Raw genomic sequence first — 17,625 nt, forward strand, 5'->3', positions numbered from 1 at the left:
CTGAGCCGGGCCCCTGCCTCCCGGGTCAGGCCCGCTGCTCCCGCTCTCGCTCCCACGCCTCCGCGAACATCTCGTGCAGTGGGGCCGTCGGCAGCAACCGTACGAACGGGGAGCGGAGTTGGTTGCTCCACAGCGGGCGCACCCGGTGGCTCGCCAGCTTCACCTTCTCCAGGGGGAGGTGCGGGGACTTCAGCTCGGTCCACTCGCCGGGCAGGAACAGGGTCCGGCCCGCCCGTGCCCGCTTGGCATCGAGGACCGCGCCGGTGGCGAGGAGTTCCGCCCGCACCTCCGCGTGCCGCTTGGTCGTCCAGCCGTTCCACCTGCGTACGTTCCGGTCGGTGGGTTCGGCCAGCGTCGCGAGCTGGAGGTACAGGGCGGCCGCGTCCGTCCCGGCGCCGAGCTCGTCGGCCACGCGCGCGACCAGCTCCGGGCAGGACTGCCGGGGATCCGCCTCGTACGCCCCGTCCGGTACGGCTCCGGAGCCGGCCCGCCGCATCATCCGTTCGAGTCCGCCGCCGGCGAGCAGCGGTGCCACCCGGTCCAGTTCCTCCGCGAGGTCGGTGATCTCGCGGACCCGGCGCCACGCCTCCGGGTCGGCGACCTCGGCGGGCCGCAGGAAGGCGTTGCCGCCGGGTGCGCACACCACCAGGGGGCCGGAGTCGTACGCCGTCATGGACGGCATCTCGCCCTCCTCCTTACGACGGTCCATCGACACGGGCAGCGTCGCGGGCCCGAACCGCTCGGCGATCCGCGCCGAGGTGTCCTGGACCCGTCCGCCGGGCAGCTCGACGAGAAGCTCCGGACGGGACAGCTCGGCCCGCAGCCGCTCGTACAGGGCCGTCGCGCCGACCATCGCCGGGTCGCCGACGGGCCGGTCGGTCCACGCCCAGACCAGTGCGCTCGCGATCCGCTCGATCGACAGGCCGACGGGGGTGCCGTAGGGCAGCTCGGGTCCCGCCGGCGGCAGGGCCCTCACCTCCACGCCCAGGCCGTACCGGGGTGCCGCGAGGTCCCAGCCGACCGCGGGCACGGTCGTGTCCTCTGCGGCCTCGTAGCCGCCCGCGAGGCGTCGTGCCCACACCTCGGAGAGGCCGAGGTCGGCCTCCAGGGTGTCGGCCGCCTCGTCGTGCACGGCGGACAGCCCGCCGATCCGCTCCCGCCACACGCCCGCCATCCGCTCCACGGCCGCGTCGACGCCGCCGGGCCGCCACAGCTCGGCCGGGTCCTCGGGCAGCGCGGCCGCGAGAACGGCCCTCCGGCCTGCGCCGCCGAGGCGCGCGCGGAGCTGCTCGTAGGCCTCGGCCGTCATCGGACTGGCCTTGTACGGCGCCTTACGGGCGAGGGAACGGTCCTCGTCCCGGTCGGCGCGGCCGACGAGACCGGCGACCACGAGCCGGGCCACGGGCCGGCGTACGCCCGTCAGTTCGGCGAACCGAGCTGCGGCCGACTCCGGCACGGGGAGCGGGCCGTGGGCGTCGATCGCCGCGAGGAGGGCCCGCAGCCGGGCCGCGTCGTCCCGGTCCACCCGGACGAGCCGGGCGTCGGGGACCGCCGCCGGCACGGGGTCGTCTTCCGTCGGGCCGGTGGCGGGGGCGACGAACCAGCAGGCCTTCCCGGCGTCCCACCGCGCGGCGGACGCCACGACGGTCCCGCCCTCCCTCAGTCCGTCCAGGGTTCCGGCCCCGGGCGTGCGGCCCACCCACCACCGGCCGCCCTCACGGGCGAACGGCTGGTCGGCCCAGGTCTCCAGGAGCGCGCGCAGGGCGGCCCGCTCCGGGTCCGGGGTCGGTGCGACCGCCGTGCGCCAGGCGACGGAGTCGATCGCGCCGAGCAGCTGCGACCAGTCGTGCGGCAGGGCGGGCGGGGAGAGCCGCCGGACCTCCTCCACGATCGTCCCGGCCAGGCAGGCGCCGTCGGCGGCGAGCGCGCTCAGGGTCGCGGCCTGGGCGACGTCCCGGCTCCGCCGCCAGGTGTCGTCCTGCCCGTCCACGACGAGGCCGCACAGCGCGGGCATCAGCTCGGTGTCCGGCACCGCGCGGCTCGGCAGGACGGGCGGTGCCTCGGCGAGCAGGGTGACGCGCCGGTGCAGGGCACGTCGTCGCTCCTCCACGCGGGCGGCACGCTCGGCCACCGCGACGACGGCCTCGACCAGGACCGGGGCGGTGACCTCGGGCAACTCCCGTGCCACGGCGGCGCGCAGCTCCTCCGTGCCGTCGAGAGCGGCGGCCAGGAGGGTGTCGGCCGTCGCCCGTTCCGCGGTCCGCAGCGCCTTGGAACCGGCCGCGTCCCGGGTTCGCAGCAGGTACCAGAAGGCGGGCGGCAGGGCCACACCGTGGGAGACGGTGGCGCGGCGCGGCGGATTCACGCGCGGGTGGGCGGGCGAGTGGTGGCCGTCCAGCTCCCACAACAGGACGCCGTCGGCGGCGTACGCGCGCACGCCCGTGCGGGTCTGCGCCTCGGCGAGGACGACGTCCTCCACGGCGCCCTCAGGCGCCGCCATGAGTCCCCAGGGCTCCTGTCCGGGCCGGTCGATGTCGAAGCGGGCCTTGCGGCCGTCGATGCTCTCCAGGAGGTAGTGGTCCGGCGCGTTGTCGCGGTAGCGGGTGCGGAACAGCACCCGGGTGCCGACGAGTCCGTCCCGGCTGCCCAGCGGGGAGCCGGTCATGCCGGCGGGCAGGGGCGCGAGTTGCAGTGCCTCGCGGGCAAGGGTCTTGTCCGCCTCGGACGGCTCCGGGGCCGCGTCGGTGCTCGCGGGGCGGCCCGGGAAGTCGGGCAGCGGGGTCGCGCCCTGCCGCTCGCCGGTGACCGGGTCGACGGTCTCCCACGGCCGTCGCCCGTAGACGGCGTTGGTCCAGATCCGGGTGCCGTCGCCGAGCTGCAGCTCCTCCCGGTCGATCCCCTCCGTGCCGCCGGGCCGGGTCACCCGGAGTCCGCCGTGCCGCCCGCCTCCGTCGGCGGTCTCGAACTGGAAGCCGTACGCCCCGTCCAGGCTGCCGCCGAAGGGCACAAGGCCGCCCAGCTCCTCCGGGGTGAACGGCTCATCGGGGCGGTCGGCCCAGACGGCGGTGTCGCAGTAGTACGGGCTCGGCTTGAGGCTCCAGCTGACGAGGAACGAACCGCCGACGTAGTGGACGGCGAACATGGTCGAGTCCGCCGGCACCGTGAACCGGCAGGAGCCGCGCACTCCGTCCGGGGCGACGGCGACGGCGCGGTCGCGCCCGAAGACGGTCAGCACGGGCCAGGTGCTGGTCACCCCGGCCACGCCGGGAAGTCCGGCGGCACCGAGCCCGTCGACGGCCAGTCGCGTGTCCGCCGCGGTGTCCGTGGCGGCCGCACCGTCCGCGTCCGGCTCCGCGGCCGTGCCGGCGGCGTCGGTCGCTCCGGCGGCGTCGGCCGCTCCGGCGGCGTCGGCCGCTCCGGCGGCGTCGGCCGCTGCGACGGCGTCCGCCGCGAACTCCTCGTACACGGCCTCCAGCGCGGGCCAGGCGAGTTCCTCCGGCAGACCGGCCGCGAGCGAGCGCCGCAGCGCACCGCCGGCGGACGCGTCCGCGAGGGCGTCGCCGATCCCGCCGAGCGCCGTCACCGTGGGCCGGTCGAGGAGGGTCTCCAACTCGGCGACGGACTCCTCGGCGCCCGCCATGCCGCCGCCCCCGACGGCGTCGACGAGCCTGCCGACCCGCACGGCCACCTCGTGGGCGATGCCCTCGTTGCCGGGGAGCAGCGTCACGGCCGATCCGGGCTTGCGGGCGGGGGCGCCGTACCAGTGGGGCTTCAGGCCGGCGTGCACGGTGCCTTCGAGGCGCGGGCCGAAGACGGGGTCGGCGGCGAGGGCGGAGAGATCCCGCCGGGACCGCTCGCCCCAGAAGCGCATCCGGGTCTCCGGGCCGGGGTCGACCACGGTGACCCCGGCGGCCAGGCAGGCGTCCAGGACGTCGGCGTCGAAGCCCTGGTAGTGGTGGCGGGTGGTGTGCACGGTCACGGCCTCGCCCGCGGCCCGCAGCCGCGGCCCGAGCCTGCCCACGAGGTCGAGGAACTCGGGCGGCAGTTGCTGGCGCGTGACTCCGCCGCCGGACGCGCGCGTGTACTGGTACATGTGGACGAAGTGGCCGACCCAGCGGTGCAGTCCGCCCTCGGGCACGATCCGTCCGGCCTCCATCACCTCCGTGGCGCCGCAGCCGATGAGGACCCGCAGCCAGGCCCCGCCGTCGGTGACGCTCTCGGGGAAGACGTCGAGGAGTCCGGCGGCGATCTCGTCCGTCGGCGGGTGAGCCGTCAGGACCGGCTCGGCGCCGACGAGCAGGGCGTCCGGCACGGACTTCTTCCGGGTGACCGACAGAATCTCGCCCACCACGCGCGCGACCTCCTCGTCCCCGTGCCCGGCGGCCTTGGCGGAGGCCCGGACGCGGCGCACGAGGTCGGCCGGGAGATCGGCCTTCGAGCCGGCCCAGGCGGTCAGGAACGCCCCGAGCGCGGCGTACGCCTCGACGGGTTCGAGCGACTCGGCGAGGAACTTCTGATGGGCCCCGAACTCCTTGGCGGGCATGGCCCCGCCCCGGGCGAACAACAGCCCGTTGACCCGGCGGTAGGCCGGATCCACGGCCAGCCCGTGCTCGGCCTCGGCGGCCCGCGCGGCCACATAGGCCCGACCGCCGGGGCGGCTCCCGTAACCGATCAGCCGATGCCCGACGGTGTCCCAGAACCACGGCAGGTGCGCGGTGGGCAACTGCCGCGCCCGCCACGCCATGGCGTCGACGAACGCGCCGGGCTTCGTCCAGCACCGGTTGAGCTCGGCCCCCATGGCCTCGTTGAGGTCACGGGCCGCCGCGGCGGCGTCCGGATCATGGGCGGCGACCCATTCGGCGTACGTGGTCGAGATGTGCGTGCTGCCCTTGGCGGGCACCAGGGCTTCGAGCGAGGCGATCATGTCTGGATCGTCGCACGCACCACTGACACGCCCGAAACAGCGGGTGTTCACCGCCGAGACGCCGTCGAGACGGGGCACGCCTCCGCACGTCCTCGTCCGGCCGGGCTCACCACCGAACGGGCTCCCGCCGGAGCCCGGGGTCACCGATCGCCCGGCTCCGACGGCCCGCCGCACAGCCAGTGGCTGCCCGTGGTGGTCCAGCCGGTCAGTCTGCGGGCTCGTCCCGCGTCCGCCGTACCGTCGGCGGCGAAGGACCCGCCGTCGGCGACCAACCGCAGCCCCACCAGGGCCGGTGCCAGCCGGGCGGCCACGTGCGCGGGGTGGCCCGCCGCCTCCTCACGCGTCCAGGCCAGGACCGCGGCCGCCTCTCCCTCGTCGCACAGGGACAGGTGGAACAGCATCTGCCGCCAGGCGTACGCCCCGTCCTTGACCGTGCCGAGCGGGCGCTGCTCGTGGTGTGCCCGTCCCGTCAGACGGCACACCGTGACGAAGCAACGCCGGGCCAGGTCCGCCCAGCCGGTGGCGGGCGCGATGCCGACGCGGTGGACCAGGGTGGCGAGGTTGTGGGTCGTCAGGATCTGGGCTTGCTCGATGACCGTGCCGTTCTCCGCGACGCTCCCGAAGACTCCCGCGCCGGCCCGCTCCCGGCACAGTGCGGCGAACTCCGGTGCGTCCACCGCGGCCTTGTGCCGGGTCGCCCCGCGTCCGGGACCGCCGTCGGCGAGGGCACGTACGGCCGCGTAGTCGATGCCGTAGTACCGCTCGTACAGCGATCCGCCGCCGAGAAGCTCCCCGGCCACCACCGCTGCGGCCTGGAACTTCGGGCTGAAGGTGCCCATGAAGATGTCCGCGGCCAGTTCTTCGACCAGCGGGGCGTCCAGGTCGGTCCGGCGGGCGAGGACGGCGAGTTCACGGACGAGCGGGTTGGGCAGCAGGGTGCCGGGGAAGCCGCCCACGGCGACCTCCGCGAGCCGGCGCAGCGTCGTGTGCGCGGAGGCACGCACGCGCGTGTCCGAGGCCCGCTGTGCCGACACCGCGCGGACCCAGGGCAGTTCCTCGGGCTTGATCTGCCGCTCCAGGTTGAGCATCAGGAGCGAGCGGCGGTTCCGGAACGCCCGGTAGTTCGCGGCCGTCAGCGCGCGCAGCGGCGCGTCCCGGTAGGCCGCGGCGGTCTCGGCGGCGACGAGCTGGGGAACCAGCTCGGCCATCACCTCGGCGGAGGGCACCACGCCGAGCTCCACCAGGGTGGGGAGCGGCGCGCTCCGCGCCGTCCCGACCACGCGGCGGATCGCGGGCGGCACGGCGGTCCCGGCGGGCAGGCGCGCCCCCCGCTGCTCGGCCTCGGTCACCGGGGCGACGAGTGAGGTCACGTCGACCGCGCCGGTCTGCTGCGGGAGCCCGGACATCCGGTGGGCGACGAGGTGTGCGATGTCCTGGTGGGAGGGCAGGGCGGCCTGGGCCGCCTGGGCGCTCCGCACCGCCGTGTGCCGTTCCGAGCCGGGCAGGCCCCTCTTGCGGACCATCGAAGTGACGGCGTGCCGCAGCAGCCCGAGTCGCCGCGCGTCGAGCGGGCGCCCGGCCGTCGTCTCCTCCAAGGCCCCGCGCAGGATGCCGGGGTTGCCCTTGGGGTCGCGGTGTCGGCCGCACAGGGTGTGCTCCCGGGCCAGGGCCCGGTAGCGGTCGAGGAGGGCGGCGCCGCGCTCGTGCCATCCGGTGCCGGGTGCGCGGTCGAGGACCCGGTGGTCGGGGCCGGCCGTCTCCAGCCAGTGCCCGAGCAGCTCGTCCTCGAAGGGCCGCCAGACGCCGTGCGCCTCGCGCTGGGTCTCGACGGCGAGATGGGGGCCGCGGGCGGCCAGCGTGGCTCCGGCCTCCGCGACCGTACGGCGGTGTACGGCGTCGGTGTCGGGCGCCGGGGAGGCGGTCGGGCGCGGGGTGAACCGCAGCGTGGCCGCGAACGCGCCGATCTCCCGTACGAGTTCGAGGGCCGCGTCGGGTTCCCCGGCCCGTACGAGCCAGGCCACGGTGAGCAGCGCGGCCTCCTCGGGGACGATCACCTCATAGCAGGTGCTGTCGAGGAGGGTCCACAGCTCCGCGAGGCCCTCCTCGGTGAGGCAGTGGGCGAAGAGGGCTTCCCTGTCCTCCGGTACGCCGGCCTTCCGGGCCGCCTCGGCCTCGTACGGCAGGAGAGGGCCGCCGGCGCGGGCCGCGCCCGTGGCGAAGCCCCCGTGCAGCACCTCGGGGGTCACCCAGGCGGGCAGTCCGCGCACCGGTGTCCGCGAGCCGATCCGCAGCGTGCCGTCGGCCATGCCCGCGAGCACGCTGTGCCAGCCGCCGGCCTTCTCCTCGGCACGCGCCCGCGTGGCGGGGTCCGTGTGGCGGAGCGCGGTGACGAAGGCACGGGCCAGCCGCCCCTCCGCGTAGGAGCGCGACGCGATCGGAAGCTGCTTGTCAGCGTGTGTGTCCATAAGCCGACGTGGCGGGTTCCGCCCCCGCGCCCTCCGGGTCCCGAGCCCGGCGCTCTGCTGCTGAGCTACACGTCGTAGGGCCCTGACGCTAGTCAGCCCGCCGGAGGGGCGGCAACGGGGTTTCGCCGGGGAGGTGAGAGACGTTCCCTCTGGGAGCGCTCTCAGAGGGTGGGGGCTACAGATATCCTGATCCGCACGACAACGCACACCACACGACAACGCACACCGCGCGTCACCGCACACCGCACGCCACACGCCCCAGCCCCACCCACGCAGCCGAGGAGCGCACGCCTTGCCCGAGCAGACCACGGGGCCCCGCCCCACGCTGGAAGCCGTCGCCGCTCGCGCCGGCGTGTCCCGCGCCACGGCCTCGCGGGTCGTCAACGGGGGCGCCGGCGTACGGCCTCCGCTGGTCGAGAAGGTGCGCAGGGCGGTCGACGAGCTCGGTTACGTGCCGAATCACGCGGCCCGCACCCTGGTCACCCGGCGCAACGGCGCCGTGGCGGTGATCATCGCGGAGCCCGAGTTCCGGATCTTCTCGGACCCGTTCTTCGAGCAGCAGGTACGGGGCATCAGCCGGGAGCTGACCGCGCACGACGCCCAGCTGGTGCTGCTGTGGGTGGAGGGTCCGGGGGATCACGACCGGATCGCCCGCTATCTCGGGGGCGGGCACGTCGACGGCGCGCTGGCCTTCTCGCTGCACAACGACGACGCCCTGCCGGCGGTCATCGACCGGACCCGTATCCCGGTGGTGTACGGCGGGCGGCCGGCTCCCGGTACGAGTCCGACCGTGCCGTTCGTCGACTGCGACAACCGCGGGGGCGCCCGTGAGGCGGTGCGGCATCTGGTGGATCTCGGCCGCCGGAACATCGCCCACATCTCCGGGCCGGACGATCAGACGTCCGCGCTCGACCGGCTCCACGGCTATCGCGACGTTCTGGTCGACGCCGATCCCACCCTGCTGTCCCGGGGCGACTTCACCGAGGAGAGCGGCGCTCGCGCGATGGCGGACCTGCTCGACCGGCGGCCCGACCTCGACGCCGTGTTCGTGGCCAACGACCTGATGGCGTCGGGTGCGTTGCTGACGCTGCGCGAGCGTGGTGTGCGGGTGCCGGAGGACGTGGCGGTCGTCGGATTCGACGACATGGCCTCGGTGGTGCGCAGGACGTCCCCGCCCCTGACCACCGTGCACCAGGACATCGAGGACATGGGCCGGCTGATGGTGAAGCTGCTGATGCGGCTGCTCGACGGGACCGGCCCCGCGACCCCCGCGTCCGTCATCACTCCGACGTCGCTCGTGCTCCGCGACTCGGCCTGAGTCGGCGGACGGGGAGGGCGGGAGAGCACACGGGACGGCGGGCCGGGTGAGGAGGAACCCGGCCCGCCGCTCCGTTCCCCGAGGGGCTCGGACGGTCAGTCGTACGGGATGACCACCACCGACCGGTCCGTGCCCGTCTGGACGCGCGAGTCGCCGTTGCCGATCGCGCTCCAGACCTCCAGGCGCACCGTGCCGCCCGTCAGGTTGCCGAGTGTTCCGGTGGCGGACTTGAGGCCGCGGGACTGGGCGTACTCCTCCCAGCCGGTCACCGGGTCGGTGGCGAAGTAGTGGTACGTCTCCGTCCGTTCGAAGGTGCCGTCACCGGTGAGGTCGTAGCTGATCCGGGCCTGCTGGCCGAGGCCGACGGCCGTGCCGGCGTCGACCTGGAGGCGGAAGGCGGTGGAACCGCCCGCCTTCAGCGTGCCGTTCACTCCCCTGGCCTCGTAGACGACGGGCCGGCTGGGGGTGCCGTCGTGGTTGCCGCCCTGCGCGGAGAGGACGGTGTCGCTGCCCGCCGTGGCGCCGGTGGCCGTGGTGAGCGCGCCGCCCGTGCGGAGCTGGAAGGTGTTGCCCGTGGACGGCTCCGGGTCCGGGTCGGGATCGGTGCCGCCCGTCCCCGTGCCGGTGGCGGTGGAACGTGCGGGGACGGAGAGGGACTTGCCGTCGGAGAAGGTGACGGTACGGGCGGTGGCACCGTGGTTGTGGGCGACGTACGTCCGAGTGCCGCCCTTGCTGAAGACGGCGGAGGTGGGGAGGGATCCGGTGACCGTCGCGTCGGGGGCGCCGAGTGTGTCGAGTGCGGTGAGCCAGTGGTAGGTGTGGGCCCTGGACTCGCCCGCCTCCGGGGTGTAACCGGCGTTGCCCGCGTCCCACTTGGCCTTGGCCGCGGCCGGGTCGGCGAAGGACTGGAACTCCCAGAGGATGTCGCGCCATTCGACGGCGGGGCCGGGGTTCTCCCGTTCCATCTCGGCGATGTTGCGGCGGACGGCGTCCTTGTGGCCACCGAGGTGGAGCGAACCGCCGGTCACCGGGAGGACGTTGATGCCGTGGATCTCCTCGGGGTTGGCGGTCCACCAGGTGGCGTAGGCGGCTCCGCTGCCCCAGACCATGCCTGCGGTGTCGTGCTGGAAGGCGCCGGGGAAGACCTGCTGGTCGGCGTCGAACCAGTACTGGGCGATGGCCTCGCCCTCGGTGGTGAGCAAGTACGTTCCGAGGTCGCGGAGTTGGGTGTTGCCGGTGGCCGAGCCCCAGAGGACGAGGGCGGCGCTGAGGTTGGTCGACTCGGAGGAGGACTCCTGGTTGTTGCCGGCGGCGAAGCCCTGGTGTCCGCTGGCCCAGCTGTGTCCGGCGTAGACGTCGAAGCCGCGGAGGAACGGGAAGGCGGTGTCGGTGCGGCTGGGGTTCGCGGTGTCGCGGACCAGGGTCTTCACCATCGCGCCCCAGGCGGAGTCCGCCGCCCAGCCCGCGTCGTACTGGGCGACGATCGCGGCGGCGTACACGTAGTAGCCGTAGTGGAAGTGGTGGTCGTTGAGTTCGGTGTCGCTGCCGTACGAGGCCGGGTAGCCGGTGAGGGTCTTCCAGGCCGTGTCGTACGAGAACTCGTTGGCGCCACCGGCCGTGAACCAGTCCTGGAGCCGGCCCTTGATCTGGCCGAGGAGCTTGTCGCGGAGCGCGGTCTCGCCGATCTGGTCGGCGAGCGGGACCAGTTGGGCGAGCTTGCCGAGGGCCTTGCCGGTCCAGTAGGTGTCGACGGCCCCGGAGAACGGGTCGGCGGAGTTCGCGACCTCGTTCAGATAGTTGCGCAGACGGGCGGTGTCGACGCCGCTGCCGCCCGGCAGTCCGGGCAGGGTGGCGGCCGCCTTCTGACTGGTGGTGAAGGAGGCCGACTCCCGGACCTTCATGGTGCCGCGGGGCGAGACGTAGGTGTACGGGGTGAGCGGGTCGGTGGTGTTCAGCCACTGGTGGCGGTAGAGCGCCTGGAGGGTGCCGCGCTCGGTGCCCTCCTTCGCCTCGGTGGTGAGGGCGTAGGTGGCGCGGACGGCGCCGGCGTCGTAGCTCCAGTTCACGGTGGATCCGGTGACGAAGCTGTAGGCGTACTTGCGGTAGGTGGCGAGCGCGTCCGGGGAGGGCAGGACGGCGACGGAGAAGTAGTCCTTGCCGCCGAGCCCGGCGGTGATGCTGGAGCCGGAGACGGTCCAGTCGGTGCCGCTGGGCGCGAAGAGGGCGTAGTGGTGGCCCGCGACGGTGATGCCGAGCACGTTGCCCTGGTCGGCGAAGACGGCGGGCGCGCCGGCGGTGGTGATCCGGGCGTCGCCGCCGGTGCCCTTGGCGTACACGAAGGGCATGCCGTGGCCGATGGTGGTGCGCAGGGTGCGGGCGCCGTCGGACCAGTAGGGGGTGACGGTCCAGTCGGACCAGGCGTCGGCCTTGGTGTCGGGCGAGTTGAGCCCCGTGAGGCCCAGGGTGAGGTCGGCCTTGTGGGCGAACTCGTACTGACGCCCGTCGCCGACGATGGCGGGGGTGGTCGGGTAGCCGAGTTCGAGGCCGCCGGCGACGGCCTGATAGGTGAGCGGATGGCCGTACATGGGAGTGGAGTACGGGTTGTCCCCGTAGCGCTGGAAGGCGAGGGAGGACCACCAGTCGTTGGTGGGGACCGGCTTGCCCTGGGCGGCGGCGGTGACCTTGGGGGTGACCGGGGCGCCGGTGTTGGTGGTGGGGCCGGAGGTTCCGGCGGGACGGGTGTCGGAGTAGCTTCCGGCGCCCGTGGGGACGGTCGCCGCTGCCGCGGGGGCGGCGGCGGGGCCGAGTCCCAGGACGGCGAGGGCGGAGACCAGGACCAGCGCGGCGGCCGGCCTTGTGCGGGGGGCTGGCATGTACGGCACCTCATGTCGTTCGCGACGAGTGGGGCACGGAGGGGATGCGCGGGGCGGGATGCGCGAGGAGAGGGGTCGAGCTCGCAGCGGACGCCGGGCGAACGCCGCGAGAGATGCGGAGGAATGCAGAGGGATGGAGAGAGATGGAGAGGGATGCGAGAGAGCGCTCTCAAGACGCCGGAAACGTAAAACCGCCGAAACACGTGTGTCAAGAGATTGAACACAGGCCGGACTTGACGGCCCTTCCCGTCCGTTACGCCTTCGAGCCTTGACGGATGGGCTCCACCCCAGGCACGCTCCCCCCGCATGCTTGAGAGCGCTCTCAGTCGCTCTCGTTCGTTCCGGAGCCAAGGGAGGCTTCCCATGCCCATCGCCCGAGCCGCCGTCACGACCACCGCCAGGAGAGCCGTCGTCCGTCTGGGGGCGGTCGCACTCACCGGGGCCCTGCTCGCCGCCTGCGGAGGTACGTCCGACGACACGTCCACCGATGGCGCGGGAGGCGAGGTCACCATCACCGTCGACCTGTTCGGCTCCTTCGGCTACAAGGAGGCCGGGCTCTACGCCGAGTACGAGAAGCTCCACCCCGGTGTCACCATCAAGCAGACGGACACCGAGGACGAGGCCGACTACTGGAAGTCCCTCCAGACCCGGCTCGCCGGCGGCGCCGGCCTCGCCGACGTGCAGGGCATCGAGGTGGGCCGGATCGCCTCCGTCACCCAGCAGCAGGCCGACCGGTTCGAGGACCTCAGGAAGTACGGCGCGGACTCCCTCAAGGACCAGTTCGCCCCGGCGAAGTGGGCCGCTGCGGGCGGCAAGGGCGGCGAGGTCCTCGGCCTCGGCACCGACATCGGCCCCGAGGCGATGTGCTACCGCACCGACCTCTTCAAGCAGGCCGGACTCCCCACCGACCGCGCGGAGCTCGCCAAGAAGTGGTCCACCTGGGACGGCTACCTGGCCCTCGGGAAGCAGTACAAGGCGAAGGCGCCCGGCAAGAGCGCCTGGCTCGACAGCGTCGGCAGCCTCTACTCGATCATGATCGGGCAGGAGAAGGAGCGGTACTACGACGCCTCCGGAAAGCTGATCTGGGAGGAGAACCCCGCACTGCGCACCGCCTGGGACCACTCGGTCCAGGCGGCCCAGGACGGGCTGAGCGCCAAGCTCGACCAGTGGTCCCCGCAGTGGAACCAGGCCTTCGCGGCCGGTTCCTTCGCCACCATCCCGTGCCCCGCCTGGATGCTCGGCTACATCAAGGGCCAGGCCGGTGAGGCCGGCAAGGGCAAGTGGGACGTCGCCACGCTCCCCGGCGGCGCCGGCAACTGGGGCGGCGCCTACCTGGCGGTGCCGAAGGCGGCGAAGCACAAGAAGGAGGCGTACGAGCTGGCGAAGTGGCTCACGGCCCCCGAGCAGCAGACGAAGGTCTTCCAGAAGCAGGGCAACTTCCCCTCCGCCACGGGCGCGATCGAGAAGGTCGCCGGCGCGACGGACCCGTTCTTCTCCGGCGCCCCCATCGGGCAGATCTTCGGTGACGCGGCGAAGGCGGCCCCGGTGCAGGTGCTCGGCGTGCACGACCAGAACATCGCGCAGCAGATCACGAACGCGCTGAGCGAGGTCGAGCGGAAGGGGACCTCGCCGGAGAAGGCCTGGTCGAACGCGAAGAAGGGCGTCGCGAACACCGTCGGCTGACCTCCGCCGCCGGATCCCTCCTCTCCACGTCTCCTCCACTCCTCCGAAGGGCCGCGCCGTGACCCTCACCGCATCCGAGACGCCGGCCCCGCCGAAGCCGGTCCCGCCGCCCGCGCGGCGGGGGTCCGCCCGGCGGGCCTGGCAGTCGTTCTCGCCGTACGCCTACCTCGCCCCGTTCTTCACCCTGTTCGTCGCCTTCGGTCTCTTCCCGCTGCTCTACACGGCCTTCGTCTCGCTCTACCGGGTGGAGCTCCAGACACCCGGCGACATGGAGTGGCGCGGCCTCGGCAACTACACCGCGCTGTTCGGCGACGAGTACTTCTGGCTCTCGCTGCGCAACACGTTCACCATCGGTGTGCTCTCCACCGTGCCGCAGCTCGTCATGGCCCTCGGGCTCGCGCATCTGCTGAACTACAAGATGCGCGGCCGCACCTTCCTGCGGACCGCGGTCCTGCTGCCGTACGCGACGTCGGTGGCCGCCGCCACCCTCGTCTTCGCCCAGCTCTTCGGGCGGGACTTCGGTCTGATCAACTACGCGCTCGGCCTGGTCGGCATCGACCCCGTCGACTGGCAGAACGGCACGGTCGCCTCGCAGGTCGCCGTGTCGACGGTCGTCATCTGGCGCTGGACCGGCTACAACGCGCTGATCTACCTGGCCGGCATGCAGTCGATCCCCCATGAGTTGTACGAGGCCGCCGCGATGGACGGGGCCTCGCGGTGGCGCCAGTTCTTCCACGTCACGCTGCCGGGGCTACGTCCCACGATCCTGTTCACCGTCATCGTCTCGACGATCGGCGCGACCCAGCTGTTCGGCGAGCCGCTGCTGCTCGAAGGGTCCATCTCGGGCGGCATCTCGCACCAGTACCAGACGCTCGGCCTGTACATGTACGAGCAGGGCTGGGGCTTCTTCCATCTGGGCCGGGCCGCCGCCATCGCCTGGGTGATGTTCCTGCTCATCGTGGTGCTCGTCGGGGCCAACGCCCTGATCGCGCGCCGCCGTTCCCGCAAGGAGGCCGGCCGATGACCGCGCCCGGTTCCACCGTGACGCGAGACCCCTCCCGAGCCGGCCGCACGCCCGGTTCCACCGTGCCGCGAGGCCCCTCCCGGGCCGGCCGCACCCTGCACGCGGGCCCGCTCGCGTACGGGATCCTCGTCGTCGCCGTGCTGTTCTCCGCGTTCCCCTTCTACTGGACGATCGTCGCGGCGAGCCGCTCCAACGCCGACCTGGCGAAGGTGTCGCCGACACTGCTGCCGGGCCCGAACCTGATCCGCAACTTCGAGGCGGTCCTCGAAGAGGCGGACATCGGCAAGGCCCTGCTCAACTCCCTCATCGTGTCCGGTTCGATCACCCTCGGCACCGTGCTGTGCTGCACGCTCGCCGGTTTCGCCTTCGCCAAGCTCCGCTTCCGGGGCCGCGGCGCACTCCTGGCGATCACGATCGGCACCATGATGATCCCGCCGCAGCTGGGTGTGATCCCGCTGTTCATGCTGATCGCCGAGCTGGGCTGGGTGAACCAGCTCCAGGCGGTGATCCTGCCGGGCCTGGTGTCCGCGTTCGGGGTGTTCTTCATGCGCCAGTACCTGGTGCAGACGCTGCCGGACGAGCTGATCGAGGCGGCGCGGGTCGACGGCGCGTCCACCGCCCGCATCTTCTGGTCGATCGTGGTGCCGATCGCCCGGCCCGGCATGGCCGTCCTGGGCCTGCTGACGTTCATGGCCGCCTGGAACGACTTCTTCTGGCCGGTCGTCGCCCTCACCTCCTCCGAGCCCACGGTCCAGGTCGCCCTGCGCCAGCTCGGCGGCGGATACGTCCACGACCAGTCCGTGATCATGGCGGGCACGCTGCTCGGCACCCTGCCGGTGCTCCTGGTCTTCGGCCTGCTGGGCCGGCAGATCGTCGGCGGCATCATGCAGGGCGCGGTCAAGGGCTGACCCCTCCGCCCGCGCCGCCCTACGCCGCACCGTCGCGACGGCACCGCTTCCCCATCCCCCAGACCTCTCACTCCAGGGAGTTCCCATCCCATGACCGCGCTCGACGCCCGTACCGACACGACGACCGTCCTCCGCTTCCCCGAGGGCTTCCGCTGGGGCACCGCCACGGCCGCCTACCAGATCGAGGGGGCGGCGGGAGAGGACGGCCGCACGCCTTCCATCTGGGACACCTTCAGCCGTACGCCCGGCAAGGTGCGCAACGGCGACACCGGTGACATCGCCGCCGACCACTACCACCGGGTCGACGAGGACGTCGCGTTGATGCGGCGGCTCGGCGTGACCGACTACCGCTTCTCGATCGCCTGGCCCCGGGTGCAGCCCACCGGGCGCGGCCCCGCCGTGCGCAAGGGCCTGGACTTCTACCGGCGGCTCGTCGACCGCCTCCTCGACGCCGGGATCCGCCCGGTGGCGACGCTCTACCACTGGGACCTCCCCCAGGAGTTGGAGGACGCCGGCGGCTGGCCGCAGCGGGACACCTCGTACCGGTTCGCCGAGTACGCGGCCATCATGGCGGACGCCCTCGGCGACCGGGTGGCGACCTGGACCACGCTCAACGAGCCCTGGTGCGCCGCCTTCCTCGGCTACGGCAACGGCGTGCACGCCCCGGGCCGCACCAGCGCCCTCGCCTCACTCCGCGCCGCCCACCACCTGAACCTGGCGCACGGGCTCGCGGCGCGCACCTTGCGCGGGGCGCTGCCCGGCGCGTCCGAGGTGTCGCTGACTCTCAACCTCCACGCTGTTCGGTCCTGTTCGCAGGCGCCGGAGGATCTGGACGCGGCGCGCCGGATCGACGCGGTCGGCAACCGCGTCTTCCTCGACCCCGTCTTCCACGGCCGGCTCCCGGAGGACCTGGTCCGCGACACCGCGTCGGTCACGGACTGGTCGTTCGTCCAGGACGGCGATCTGGCGGCGGCGGCCGCGCCGATCGACTCGCTCGGCATCAACTACTACTCCCCCTCGGTCGTCGGGGCGGGCAGCTCGGAGTCGCCCTCGCCGTGGGCGGGCGCGGAGCGGCACGTCCGGTTCGAGCCGGCCCCGGGGCCGCGTACGGCGATGGACTGGCCGGTGGACGCGAACGGGCTGTACGAGCTGCTGATCCGGCTGCGGGACGAGCTGCCGGACGTACCGCTGGTGATCACCGAGAACGGTGCGGCGTACGACGACTACGCCGATCCCTCGGGCAACGTGAAGGACCCGGAGCGGGTGGCGTACCTCCACGCGCATCTGGCGGCGGTGCACCGCGCGCTCGCGGACGGGGCGGACGTCCGGGGGTACTTCCTGTGGTCGCTCCTGGACAACTTCGAGTGGGCGTACGGCTACAGCAAGCGGTTCGGCATCGTGCACGTGGACTTCGCGACGCAGCGGCGGACGCTGAAGGACAGCGCCCGCTGGTACGCGGAGGTCATCGCGCGCGGGGGCCTGGCCGAGGCCTGACGGGCGGCCCGGCCAGGGCCGGGCCGGCTACTTCCGCAGCGCGCCGGCGACGAAGGCCCGGGTCCACGGGACGGCCGATTCGACGGGGACGTACTGGTCGTCCGCCGGGAAGAAGTCGACGACCCCCGCCGCCCCGTAGTTCGCCCAGAAGCAGGTGGTCATGGGGAAGGTGTCGGTGACGTTCTGCCGGCACGTGACGACGAGGGCGCTGTCCGTGACGGTCTCGGCCTCGCCGATGAAGTCGCGGCCGTCGCTCGTCGCGTTGTCCGTGGACGCGGCGAAGATCCGGTTCAGCGCGGCGGCGGGGTCCGGCAGCTTCTCGTACAGATGGGTCCTGGCCGTGAACATGGGCGCCGAGGCCGACATCGTGCCCTTGCGGAGGATGTTCCGCGGGCTGCCGAAGCAGGACACCTCGTCGGCGACGTCGTTGCTGTCGCCCTTGATCTCCTTGAGGTCGTCGTCGCCGGTGATGCGCATGTCGAGGCCGCTGCCGTAGTGGAAGCCGCCGTCGCCCTCGTCGCAGACGAGGCCCTCCAGCTGCGGGACGGCGATGGCCGTGTAGCGGGTGCCGGGATCGGCGGCGAGCTTCTCGGCGGCCGGGGAGGTACCGGCCTCTCCGCCGCCGGAGGTCGAGCCGCCCCCGGTGGTCGAACCGCCGCCAGAGGTCTGTCCCGCCGACGCCTTCGCGTCCGAGGGCCGCTCCGGCGACCCCTTGGTGCCCGAGGGCTCGGCGGAGCCGCAGCCCGTCAGCGTCCCCGCCACGGACGAGGCGAGAACGACCGAAGCCACGACTGCCCGAAACCTGCTCATGTGCCGACTCCCCCGCGAGGCGCACGTGCCGTTCCGACGACGGCACCCTGTAGTCGACCGAGATCGTCGACCAGGTCGTCGATCAAGATCGCGGTGATCCTACGGCGTACGCGAGGAGGTGCCGCG

Annotated in this window: 9 protein-coding genes and 1 tRNA gene; 5 read left to right on the forward strand and 5 right to left on the reverse strand. The window is 73.2% G+C overall.

From position 1 onward, the window contains the following. Positions 1-25 precede the first annotated feature (25 nt). The 3 genes from E0F75_RS04445 to E0F75_RS04455 all read right to left on the reverse strand — a co-directional run bounded on the left by E0F75_RS04445 (position 26) and on the right by E0F75_RS04455 (position 7,464). The gene (locus tag E0F75_RS04445; protein ID WP_187621143.1) at positions 26-4,924 is read right to left on the reverse strand and encodes a hypothetical protein; all 4,899 of its coding nucleotides are present in this window, start codon (positions 4,922-4,924) and stop codon (positions 26-28) included. A 140-nt stretch (positions 4,925-5,064) separates the two neighbouring features. After that, positions 5,065-7,389, reverse strand: coding sequence for a hypothetical protein (locus E0F75_RS04450; protein WP_187621144.1), 2,325 nt, complete (start codon positions 7,387-7,389; stop codon positions 5,065-5,067). Between the two features lie 3 nt (positions 7,390-7,392). Continuing rightward, positions 7,393-7,464 (reverse strand) — tRNA-Pro (locus tag E0F75_RS04455). Positions 7,465-7,681: 217 nt separating this feature from the next. Here E0F75_RS04455 and E0F75_RS04460 point away from each other — a divergent pair. Further along, on the forward strand, positions 7,682-8,707 hold the full coding sequence (locus E0F75_RS04460; RefSeq protein ID WP_187621145.1) for a LacI family DNA-binding transcriptional regulator: 1,026 nt from the start codon (positions 7,682-7,684) through the stop codon (positions 8,705-8,707). A gap of 95 nt (positions 8,708-8,802) precedes the next feature. Here E0F75_RS04460 and E0F75_RS04465 read toward each other — a convergent pair whose 3' ends face one another. Further along, positions 8,803-11,580: a glycosyl hydrolase gene (locus E0F75_RS04465; RefSeq protein ID WP_187621146.1), complete on the reverse strand. Its 2,778-nt coding sequence runs from the start codon at positions 11,578-11,580 to the stop codon at positions 8,803-8,805. Positions 11,581-11,943: 363 nt separating this feature from the next. Here E0F75_RS04465 and E0F75_RS04470 point away from each other — a divergent pair, with 363 nt between their 5' ends. The 4 genes from E0F75_RS04470 to E0F75_RS04485 all read left to right on the forward strand — a co-directional run bounded on the left by E0F75_RS04470 (position 11,944) and on the right by E0F75_RS04485 (position 16,689). Next, the gene (locus tag E0F75_RS04470; RefSeq protein ID WP_187621147.1) at positions 11,944-13,263 is read left to right on the forward strand and encodes an extracellular solute-binding protein; all 1,320 of its coding nucleotides are present in this window, start codon (positions 11,944-11,946) and stop codon (positions 13,261-13,263) included. Positions 13,264-13,321: 58 nt separating this feature from the next. Continuing rightward, complete coding sequence (locus E0F75_RS04475) at positions 13,322-14,287, forward strand: ABC transporter permease subunit (RefSeq protein WP_187621148.1); 966 nt, start codon at positions 13,322-13,324, stop codon at positions 14,285-14,287. Beyond that, the gene (locus E0F75_RS04480; protein ID WP_229312498.1) at positions 14,284-15,195 is read left to right on the forward strand and encodes a carbohydrate ABC transporter permease; all 912 of its coding nucleotides are present in this window, start codon (positions 14,284-14,286) and stop codon (positions 15,193-15,195) included. Before E0F75_RS04475 ends, E0F75_RS04480 begins: the two co-directional genes overlap by 4 nt. Positions 15,196-15,285: 90 nt before the next feature. Beyond that, positions 15,286-16,689, forward strand: coding sequence for a GH1 family beta-glucosidase (locus E0F75_RS04485; protein WP_187621149.1), 1,404 nt, complete (start codon positions 15,286-15,288; stop codon positions 16,687-16,689). Positions 16,690-16,716: 27 nt separating this feature from the next. Here the strand turns inward: E0F75_RS04485 and E0F75_RS04490 are convergent, their stop codons facing one another. Further along, positions 16,717-17,499 (reverse strand): hypothetical protein, encoded by a 783-nt coding sequence (locus tag E0F75_RS04490; protein WP_187621150.1) that lies wholly within the window; start codon positions 17,497-17,499, stop codon positions 16,717-16,719. Positions 17,500-17,625: the final 126 nt, after the last annotated feature.

It is taken from the genome of Streptomyces sp. CB02980 (assembly GCF_014451325.2).
GTDB lineage: Bacteria > Actinomycetota > Actinomycetes > Streptomycetales > Streptomycetaceae > Streptomyces.

Coding starts and splice junctions, on each gene's coding strand:
- E0F75_RS04470 (WP_187621147.1), top strand. CDS start 11,944: ATGCCCATCGCCCGAGCCGCCGTCACGACCACCGCCAGGAGAGCCGTC.
- E0F75_RS04480 (WP_229312498.1), top strand. CDS start 14,284: ATGACCGCGCCCGGTTCCACCGTGACGCGAGACCCCTCCCGAGCCGGC.
- E0F75_RS04465 (WP_187621146.1), bottom strand. CDS start 11,580: ATGCCAGCCCCCCGCACAAGGCCGGCCGCCGCGCTGGTCCTGGTCTCC.
- E0F75_RS04450 (WP_187621144.1), bottom strand. CDS start 7,389: ATGGACACACACGCTGACAAGCAGCTTCCGATCGCGTCGCGCTCCTAC.
- E0F75_RS04485 (WP_187621149.1), top strand. CDS start 15,286: ATGACCGCGCTCGACGCCCGTACCGACACGACGACCGTCCTCCGCTTC.
- E0F75_RS04445 (WP_187621143.1), bottom strand. CDS start 4,924: ATGATCGCCTCGCTCGAAGCCCTGGTGCCCGCCAAGGGCAGCACGCAC.
- E0F75_RS04490 (WP_187621150.1), bottom strand. CDS start 17,499: ATGAGCAGGTTTCGGGCAGTCGTGGCTTCGGTCGTTCTCGCCTCGTCC.